Below are 10,427 nucleotides of genomic sequence, written 5' to 3'. Positions count from 1 at the left end.
GTAGTTCCTGCAATTTCCGAAACAATGGCGCGTTCTTCATTTAATAAAGCATTCAATAAAGTAGATTTCCCAACATTTGGTTCACCCACAATGGCAACCGGAATGCCGTTTTTAATAACATTTCCAACCGCAAACGAATCAATCAAACGTTTAAGAACAAACTCAATTCTATTCAATAATTCATGAAATTGCGTTCTGTCTGCAAACTCTACGTCTTCTTCGGCAAAATCTAATTCCAATTCAATTAACGAAGCAAAATTCAATAATTCCTCTCTTAACTTTGCAATTTCATTAGAAAAACCACCACGCATTTGCTGCATCGCAATTTGATGCGAAGCTTCATTGTCAGACGAAATCAAATCGGCAACAGCTTCGGCCTGTGATAAATCGAGTTTTCCGTTCAAAAAAGCTCTTAGGGTAAATTCACCCGCATCAGCCATACGACACCCTTTTCGCAATAATAACTGAATAATTTGCTGCTGAATATAAGTCGAACCATGACACGAAATCTCAATAGTGTTCTCGCCTGTATAAGAATTGGGATTTTTGAAAATGGAAATTAACACCTGATCCAGTGTTTTTTGTCCATCAACAATATGTCCCAAATGTAGCGTATGTGACTTTTGTTTAGTTAAATCTTTGTCCTTGATAGACTTAAAAACGGAATTAGCAATAGTAATGGCATCATCTCCTGAAACACGAATTACAGCAATAGCTCCCGCTCCCGAAGCAGTGGCCAAAGCAACTATAGAATCGTTTTTAATCATAACTAAAAATTTTCTGCAAAAGTAAACATTTTTTTTGGCTTTAATCTTTAGCGGCTAGTCCTTAGCTTTCAATGTAGGCCAATTAATTAAAATAATAGACTAGGGTTAAGGACTAAAAAACTCAAAATGACAATTATCATACAATATCAGTAGTAAATTTTGTAATTTTATATATAACATTGATTTTCAATTAAATAAAATAGGTATGAAGAAAATATTGTTTCCAACAGATTTTTCAGACGTTTCTCAAAATGCGTTTATATATGCTTTAAAACTGGCAGAAGTCTTAAATGCCGAAATCATAACCTTGCATGTTTACGCCGTAGATTCGCCACAATTTATAGACATATCTGCTTATTTACAAAAGATTTATGGGCGTAAAGAATTGCGCGATTTTGAAAATTATAAAGACGAAATCCCTGTTTTAAGAAGTATAGCCGAAGCGAACAATTTAAGCCATATTCCAATCAAAAATGTCCTCATTCAAGGAAATTTGATTGCAGAAATCCTCAAGTTTTCCAAAAACGAAAAAATAGATATTATCGTTACTGGAACCAAAGGAATTACTCAGTTGCGTCAAATATTTTTTGGTACGACCACGACCAAAATTATGGACGAAGCCCAAACAACCGTATTAGCTATACCGGCCAAATGCCAATTTCATGCTATCGATAAAATACTTTTTACCACACGATATCACATCGATGACATTGAAATCTTAAAAAAGGTGAATGATTTGGCCAAGTTACTCAACGCACATATCGATTGCCTCAATATCAAACCTCCCCATAAGGCTTATAATAACGACTTTATAGTCGATTTCAAAAACGTTTTCAAAGACCAAAATGTTGCTTTCCATTCCGTTATAAGTGACGATGTTGAGGGATCGATTTTGAATTTTATTCAGCAAAACCAAATCAATATGATAGCGGTTTATACCAGACACAAAGGCTTTTTCGAAAAACTATTTCAAGTAAGCCTTTCCAAAAAACTAGCGATAGATATCAATATTCCATTTTTATCAGTTAAATAAAAACAAACGTTCTAAAATATGTTGGGTGTGACCCCGTTGAGCAAAGGGGCTTACTTATCACAACGCATATACAGCCCCTTTGCTCAACGGGGTCGGGCTATACGCGCTACTTCGGTAGCCAGCTGCTATCCCTCACGCAATCTCAGAACACAACAATTTTTGGGGTTAAAAGAAGGATCACAAATCAAAATACGAAACTAATAACATTACTAATTCTCTAAAATCACATAAAATGAAAAAAATTTTATTTCCAACCGATTTTTCTGATGTCGCTAATAACGCTTTTATTTACGCTTTAGAATTTGCCAATATTGTCAAAGGAGAGCTTATATTATTGCATACTTTTGAGCTGCCAATTATCGAAAGCCCATATACGCCAGACAATTATTATACTCTTTATGATTCAATGCAGTTGGGACAGTTTGATGCCTTCAAAAACCAAATTCCAAAACTCCGAGAATTTGCCCGACAACGACAGTTAGAAAACATTAAACTAAGCCATAAACTCGTAGAAGGAGACTTAATTTACAGCATCCAAAGAGCCATAAAAGAAGAAAATATAGATTTTGTGGTCATGGGAACCGCTGGCGCTACGGGATGGGAAGCTTTTTTTATAGGTTCTAATACCGGCGCAGTTGTATCCGCAGTAAATGTTCCAGTGCTAAGTGTACCCATCGAAGCCGAATTTTCCAAAATCCAAACTATTGGTATTACAACCCGCTTTAGAGATAAAGACAAAAAGGCTTTACGACAAGTACTTAAAATAGCAAAAAAAGCAAATGCCAACGTAAAATGTTTATATGTAAAAACCAGCAAATCTGATGTAACCGAGGAAACTATAAATCAATGGAAACTTCAGTTTGAAAGCGAAAGTGTTGACTTTTTAATAATATACAGTGATTTGGTCAAAGAAACAATTTTCGAATTCATCTCTGACAAAAACATAGACATCTTGGCAATGATTACACACAAACGTAACTTCTTTTCGGAATTATTCCATCCAAGCCTTACTCAAAAATTTTCAAATACTTCAACAGTCCCTATTTTGGCGATGCATGAAGAGGAGTAGGAGTAAGTTTGCAGAATTTAGATTTCTGTAGGTAGTTACGAATCTTAGTATTTAAACTAATCACAATATTCCTAACAGGTTTTAAAAACCTGTTAGGAATTCTACTTCAATAATTAATTTTCCCCCAAGTTTATTCCAAAATTCTCAAACATTATTACTTTAGTCATATACTAAAATCAATTAGATTTTTTGAAATCTTTTTAAAATCGACATTAATTAAATTTTTGCGTTTTTTAGCTTTCAAGTATAACGCCAGCACTAATCTCTAATAGCCAAAAGCTTTTAAAATTACTTACATTTGTATATCAGTAAAAAGAAAAAATGGAAGTATACAAAAGCAATAGCAAAGAATATTCACAGGATTTAAAGGCAATTAATTCAAAATACAATACAATCAGTTTTTTTAGGTTTGTAAGTATTATACTTTTGTTAACAAGCCTATTCTATTATATAAAAACTGGTGAGAGAATATTTGTCATAACGGCAATTGTATTATTTGCTGGTTTTGTTATTCTGATGCGAATCCATTCTAAATTATCCTTTCAGAAAAAAGTAAAAACCGCCCTTATAGCTATCAACGAAAATGAAATTATCTATTTAGAAAGAAAATCAATCCCTTTTGAAAATGGTATTGAATTCAATGATTTTCATCATCCGTATGCCTACGATTTGGATATTTTTGGAGAGCATTCATTATTCCAAAACCTAAACAGAACAGCAACTTTCATAGGGAAAAAGACTTTAGCAAAACAACTTTTGACGCTTTTGCCAAACGACGAAATACTGAAAAATCATAAAGCCGTTCAGGAATTAAAAGATAAATTAAATTGGCGGCAGGAATTTTTGGCTTTCGCCAAAGTTGGACAAGACAACGAATCATTATACAAAACCTTATTGAAATGGAGCGTTTTCAATAGCAAACCATTGTCCAAAGCAGCCGTAATAATTTCATATTTATTTCCAGTACTATTTTTTGGATGTTTTTTGGGATATTTATTGACTTCAAAACTTGTTTTATTGACATATATGTCGGTTTTGTTTGTGGTTAATTTAAATATTTTAGGTTATTTCACGAAACGAATTCAAATGGAAATTGCTCAATCTGATAATATCAATAAGATTATTAGCCAATATAGTTTATTGGTTCAAAAAATCGAAAACGAAAATTTCCAGTCCGAAAAGTTAATTGCATTACAACAAAAACTGCATTTTAAAAATCAAAAAGCAAGTGTTCATCTTCAAAAATTAGCCGAGTTATTTTCTAAGATGGAAAGTATTGGGAATTTTGTAACAGCCATATTATTTAATGGAACTTTTCTTTTTAATATCCATGTTTTAAAAGCAATGATTACCTGGAAAAAAGAGCATGCAATTGTACTAGAAGAATGGCTGGAAGTGATTGGCGAGTTTGAAATGCTGAACAGCTTGGCTAATTTTGCTTATAACAATCCCGATTTTGTCTATCCAACATTAAATCTTAATTATGAGATTTCTTTCGCCAATCTTAGTCACCCATTGTTGAATCCGGCAACTAGAGTAGGGAATGAGGTGCAATTTCAACCACAGTCGTTTATGATTTTGACCGGTTCTAACATGTCGGGCAAAAGTACTTTTTTACGCAGTTTAGGGATTAATATGGTGCTTTCAGGAATGGGATCACCAGTTTGTGCAAGTCAGGCAAACGTGCATCCGTTGCCAGTTTTAGTTTCGATGCGACTTTCCGATTCTTTAGCAGATAGCGAATCATATTTCTTCGCTGAAATCAAGCGCTTAAAACAAATTATGGACGAATTGGAAGAGCGTCCTGCCTTCGTTCTTCTGGACGAAATTTTAAGAGGAACCAACTCAGACGATAAACGCAACGGAACGATTGAAGTAGTCAAAAAAGTGATCGCCAAAAAAGCCATTGGAGCAATTGCAACACATGATATTGAAGTATGTTTAACCACCAATGGATACCCAAATATCCTAACCAACAAATGCTTTGAAGTTGAAATCAACAACAATGAATTACATTTTGATTACAAACTCCGTGATGGTATCTGTAAAAATAAAAGTGCTACTTTCCTAATGCAAAAAATGGGTGTGATTTAGAACAAGATAGCAGTTGGCAGATTTTAGTTAGCAGTTTAGTCACAGTATTTAGTGATATAAAGTTCATATAAATTAATGTTTTTTTTTTGCTAAGCTTATATATCCTAATATTACTTATATGTTTTAAAAAATCTTGTTTAGTAAAGCTCATACAAAAATGATTTTAAAATTAAATTGCGAATAGTATTTTTGCACTCTAAATAATAATTATCAAATCGTAATTTTCACATCGTAATTCGTAAATCCCAAATCGTAAATCTAAAATGACACGAGACCATTACATTCCTTTCAATAAGGAATTCTTACTCGAGCAACAACTTGCAACTTTCTCTAATGACCACAAAAAGGTTGATAATTATAAAAAGCTTTTTGATATTATCGAACATTATTACCATTACGAAGCTTTCAATCTTAACAGGAAGCTAAAGCAAAATTATGCTCTGTTTGATCCAGATTTGAGTCAGCATGAAAAAGAACGTTTTAGAGGTAAAAGTGATTTTTCGGTTTTCAAAGAAACTCTCTTAAAGGTTCTGGATCATAGTAATTACACTCGTATCGATAAAGAAACTCTAGACAAAGCACTCAAAGACTCAGATTTGATAGGTTTGGATTTGGCGATTGATTTCAATGCTTTCAAAGATTACGAATTGTATGTTCGTGGTGAGCATAAAGCCAAAGAGAAAGTAACAAAATTCTTTTTTTGGAAAAAAGAAGTAGAAATTGAATACTATGATCGTGTGATGGTTTACCTTAATTATAGTGATGCTGATTATCTGAAAGAGAAAAAAGTAAAACTAAAAGGTATTCCGTTTGAACCGGGTTCCATTGCTTTAAAGATCTTTAAGCGTGTTCCTAAAAATGACTTAGAAACGATTTTTCCAAATGCAATACCAAAGATGTCTATGACAGACAAATTGCTTTTGTGGATACCGGCTATTTTTGGTGGAATTTCATTATTGAGTGCTAAAGTAATCCCTGCTCTGGTTGGTATGTACAGAGCGTATCAAACTGGAGAAGCTATTGATTTATTGAATAGCAAAACCTCTTTAAATCAAGGTTTAATCGCGTTGGGAATTCTATCTGCATATTTATTTCGTCAATACAATAATTATGTGAATAAGAAAATAAGATATTCTAAAATGCTTTCAGATAGCTTATATTTCAAAAATTTAGGAAATAATAGTGGTGCTTTTTATTCACTCTTAAATTCATCCGAAGAAGAAGTAATGAAAGAGACTATTTTGGTTTATTCTTTTTTAGACAAAAGTGAAAAGCCTTTATCCGCAGAAGAATTGGATTCTCAAATTGAATTTTGGTTTCTTTCAGAATTGAATACAGATTTAGATTTTGATGTAAAAGATGCTTTGTCTAAATTAAAAAATCTTGGGCTCGGAATAGAAACAAATGGCAAATGGGAAGTTGTTTCTTTAGAAAAAGCTCTTGTTCAAATTGATGCTTTGTGGGACGGAGTTTTTGATTATAATTAGAGATTTTTAAAATATTTTTTTAATTGAAATTATCAGCAATGGAATGTGCTTGTAAAAATAACTTTGTAAAAGCGAAGTTTTAATGAATTTTCAATACAAATAATATAAGTCATAAGTCTTTGGGTGCAATTGCTACGCCAATTCGCTCTCGCTCGGGTCAAGTTTAAAAAAAAATGCACTACATAGATTAATAGCAAATCACTTAAGAAATAAAAGAAATAGTCCTATTTTTTTACATAGATGGGCTATGTGAATAGTAAAACTACTATTACATTCTTTTTTGAATACTATAAATTCTATGTCTCTATGTGGTAAAAAATAATTTCACTCAAAGGGTTAAGTCACAAAAAAAAACCAAAACTCTGGTTAGGAAGTTTTGGTTTTTCGAAATATAAAAATGGTTTTGGTTAGTTTCGTATTTTAGGTAACTAGCTGTTTAGCATTACTGGCATCACAAGCATAGTTACTGTTTCGCCTTCTTCCAATCCGTCAATTGGAGTAAGAATTCCGGCTCTGTTTGGTAATGACATTTCAAGCATAATCATGTCTGATTGTAAGTTGTTCAACATTTCTGTCAAGAAACGAGAGTTAAAACCAATCTGCATATCATCTCCTTGATAATCACAAGTCAATCTTTCTTCTGCTTTGTTAGAATAATCAATATCTTCTGCAGAAATATTCAATTCAGCACCAGCTACTTTCAAACGAATTTGATGTGTTGTTTTATTTGAGAAAATCGCAACACGACGTACAGAACTCAAAAATTGAGAACGATCCATCATTAATTTATTTGGATTTTCTTTTGGAATAACCGCTTCGTAATTTGGATATTTTCCATCAATCAAACGACATAATAAAATGTAGTTATCGAAAGAAAAAGTAGCATTAGAGTCGTTATATTCTATTTTTACTTCAGCATCAGATGTGCTTAGGATACTTTTTAAAATGTTCAAAGGTTTCTTTGGCATAATAAATTCAGCCACTTGAGATGCTTTTACATCAGAGCGGGCATATTTTACTAATTTGTGAGCATCTGTTGCCACAAAAATCAAACCTTCTGGAGAAAACTGGAAGAAAACTCCAGACATTACCGGGCGTAAATCATCATTCCCTGCTGCAAAAATGGTTTTGCTAACCGCAGTTGCCAAAACATCTGCAGGAACTAATGTTACCGATGGTTCGTCTAAGTTTACTGATTTTGGAAATTCTTCTCCAGGAGCGTATGCCAATGCATATTTACCTGAATTAGAGCTAATTTCTATAGTGCTGTTTTCTTCAACTGTAAATGTTAGGGGTTGCTCTGGAAAAGTTTTAAGGATTTCCAATAATAATTTTGCAGGAACCGCAACACTACCTACACTTGTAGAGTCGATAGTTAATGTAGCAGACATAGTAGTCTCTAAATCCGAAGCCGAAACAGTTAATTCGTTATTATTTAATTCAAATAAGAAGTTGTCTAAAATAGGCAAGGTATTGTTGCTATTAATGACACTGCCTAAAACTTGTAATTGTTTTAATAAGTACGAACTCGATACTATAAATTTCATCTGTATTGTTTTGTTTTTAATGGTGTACTTTTTTTAAATAAAATTTGATATACACTTTACAAATATATTGTAAACTATTCTAGTATTGCAATTTTTTTATTAACATCTATTTGCTGTATTTTCTTTTTCTTAAAAATGTAAATACAAGGCCAAATAGCAGTAAAATGAGGATTGGAAGCCCGATAGTTAGGAATTGTGTGAAAGTATAGTTTTCATACACTTTTTCTTTATCCAATAATGGCAAATCAAGATCTTTTCCTCTAATGTTAATAAGTCCAGTATCATCTAATAAATAATTGACGCAATTTATCATGAAATCTTTGTTGTCATATAAATTGCCAGATCGTTGGTCATAACCCAATTCAACTGGTTGTCCCGATTTATCTAATTGATTTTTGATAATATCACCGTCAGCAATTACGATCATTTTGCTGTCTTTTTCTTTGTTTAAAAATGATTTGTCATCAAATGGCAAGACACGGTTTTCAAACATCGAATGAAACGAACCTTCGAGTAAAACTGCCATCGGAATATTTCCTTTGTTCAGATAATCAGCTGGCGAGGTTTGTTCAGAAACTATATTCAGACTGATTTGGACAGGTGTTCCTATTTTTTTAGAATAAGGGGAAGATTGTAGTAATACTGTTTTTTTAATTCCATTTTTCAACGTATCCATTGCGTTAGCAAAGTCAAATTTGATTCCGCCCAAATTTTTTACAATAGGATGTTTGCTAAGAGGATATACTTGAGGCGCAAATTTCCAATTAAAATCCTGATATGTTGTTCCGCTTCCTTGTTCGCCACTTGCCAATTTTATTGGACTTCCTTGTTCATCTTTAACTAAATCAGGATTAATACGAACTCCATATTTAAATAACAAATCATTCAAATTCAAATCTTTTGGAAAAGCTAATGTTGCGCCAGTTGGATTATAAAGGCTGTCCATTTCGGCATTAACCTGATCGATTAACCAAAGTGTTTTTCCTCCATGAATAATAAACTGATCAAGAACCAGTTTTTCTTCATCTGTAAAAGCTTCTGTTGGTTTGGCAATTACTGCTAAATCATAATTTTGTAATGATTTTAAAGTTCCTGTTGGATTTTTTGCAACCGAATCCAATGTAAATGGACCTATAAAATAACTTTCCCGAACCTGCATCAGGAATTTAGCAATGAACCGTTCTGGTAATTCTCCGTTTCCTTTTATAATAGCGACTTTCTTTTGTTTTCCTTTAGAAATTTTATTAATTCCGTCGGCAATCGAGTATTCCAGATGTTGTACAGAACCGATTACTTTTTGTGTGGTATTGGTTCCCATAATATTCTTCAACAATGGAATATTAACTTCTTTATTATTGTAAACTGCAATTGCCCAAGGAAAAACCATTGATTGAGATTGCTTTCCTTTATCATCAACAGTGATATTTACTGGGGTAAGTCCTTTGCGATACAATTCTTTAATTTTGTCCATACTTTCGTCTTTGTTTTCCAAAGGATCAACAAATTCGATAATAATGTTAGAATTATAAGCTTGGAATTCTTCCAAAAGTTGTTTGGATTCCAGTTGTAAACGTCTGAATTCAGCCGGTAGTTCTCCTTGTAAATATACTTTTATGGACAAAGGTGCTTTTACCTCATTAATAATTTTTAAAGTTGTCGGCGACAAGGTGTAGCGATGATCTTTAGTCAAATCAAAACGATGAAAAAAGAAATTGCTAATGATATTTAAAAGAAATATAACCGCAACAGTAATCAATAACGATTTGGCGTTTTTTATATTGAATGCTTTCATTACGACTTAATAGATTTTAAATTAAAAACTGTGAAAGAAAGGAATAAAACTGCGACGCTCACAAAATAGATTATATCTCGCGTATCTATAACTCCGCGGCTCATACTTTTATAATGATCCTGCATTCCAAAATATTCAATAAATGAAGAAAAACTAGGTAAAATTGAAGCCAATCCTTGAAATCCAAAATAGAAAAAGAAACACAAGAATACAGCAATAATAAACGAAACAATCTGATTTTCGGAAACAGATGAAGTGAAAATTCCAATAGCCGAATAAGCAGCCATTAAAAATAATAATCCAAAATAAGAACCAAGTGTGCTTCCCATATCTATATTTCCTTCCGGTGAACCCAGATTCCAAATGACTTCAACATAAATAAATGTTGGAATAATTGCCATTATGATTAATAGAAAAGCACCTAGAAATTTTCCATTTACAATCTCCCAAAGACTAATCGGTTTTGTTAGTAATAATTCCAGTGTGCCTTGCTTTTTTTCATCAGAAAAACTACGCATGGTTACTGCTGGAATTAAGAATATTAATATCCAAGGAGCCAAAGTGAAAAAAGGCGTTAAATCGGCAAAACCAGTATTTAATATATTGTAATCTCCTTCAAATACCCAAAGGAACAATCC

The 10,427-nt window shown here is 32.6% G+C and carries 8 protein-coding genes; 4 read left to right on the top strand and 4 right to left on the bottom strand.

The window, feature by feature from the left end; translation table 11 throughout:
* Positions 1-767 (bottom strand): tRNA uridine-5-carboxymethylaminomethyl(34) synthesis GTPase MnmE (gene mnmE, locus VLC96_RS02800; RefSeq protein WP_325260535.1); only part of this gene is annotated, 767 nt, incomplete at its 3' end.
* Between the two features lie 205 nt (positions 768-972).
* Here mnmE and VLC96_RS02795 point away from each other — a divergent pair.
* From VLC96_RS02795 to VLC96_RS02780, 4 genes are all read left to right on the top strand, one after another.
* Entirely contained in the window at positions 973-1,800 is an 828-nt protein-coding gene (locus VLC96_RS02795; protein WP_325260534.1) for a universal stress protein, read from the top strand.
* A gap of 232 nt (positions 1,801-2,032) precedes the next feature.
* Positions 2,033-2,869: a universal stress protein gene (locus tag VLC96_RS02790; protein ID WP_325260533.1), complete on the top strand. Its 837-nt coding sequence runs from the start codon at positions 2,033-2,035 to the stop codon at positions 2,867-2,869.
* A gap of 321 nt (positions 2,870-3,190) precedes the next feature.
* Positions 3,191-4,963, top strand: a complete 1,773-nt coding sequence (locus tag VLC96_RS02785) for a MutS-related protein (RefSeq protein WP_325260532.1) — start codon at positions 3,191-3,193, stop codon at positions 4,961-4,963.
* 263 nt (positions 4,964-5,226) lie between these two features.
* Positions 5,227-6,450: a TMEM143 family protein gene (locus VLC96_RS02780; protein WP_325260531.1), complete on the top strand. Its 1,224-nt coding sequence runs from the start codon at positions 5,227-5,229 to the stop codon at positions 6,448-6,450.
* A gap of 428 nt (positions 6,451-6,878) precedes the next feature.
* Here VLC96_RS02780 and dnaN read toward each other — a convergent pair whose 3' ends face one another.
* From dnaN to gldF, 3 genes are all read right to left on the bottom strand, one after another.
* Entirely contained in the window at positions 6,879-7,997 is a 1,119-nt protein-coding gene (dnaN, locus tag VLC96_RS02775; RefSeq protein WP_325260530.1) for a DNA polymerase III subunit beta, read from the bottom strand.
* A gap of 106 nt (positions 7,998-8,103) precedes the next feature.
* Positions 8,104-9,789 (bottom strand): gliding motility-associated ABC transporter substrate-binding protein GldG, encoded by a 1,686-nt coding sequence (gldG, locus tag VLC96_RS02770; protein WP_325260529.1) that lies wholly within the window; start codon positions 9,787-9,789, stop codon positions 8,104-8,106.
* A partial coding sequence (gene gldF, locus VLC96_RS02765; protein ID WP_325260528.1) for a gliding motility-associated ABC transporter permease subunit GldF occupies positions 9,789-10,427 on the bottom strand: 639 nt, incomplete at its 5' end. The genes gldG and gldF, both read right to left, overlap by 1 nt.

The sequence above is a fragment of the Flavobacterium sp. genome (genome assembly GCF_035456085.1).
Lineage (GTDB): Bacteria > Bacteroidota > Bacteroidia > Flavobacteriales > Flavobacteriaceae > Flavobacterium.
This window is presented reverse-complemented; position numbering and strand designations above follow the sequence as displayed.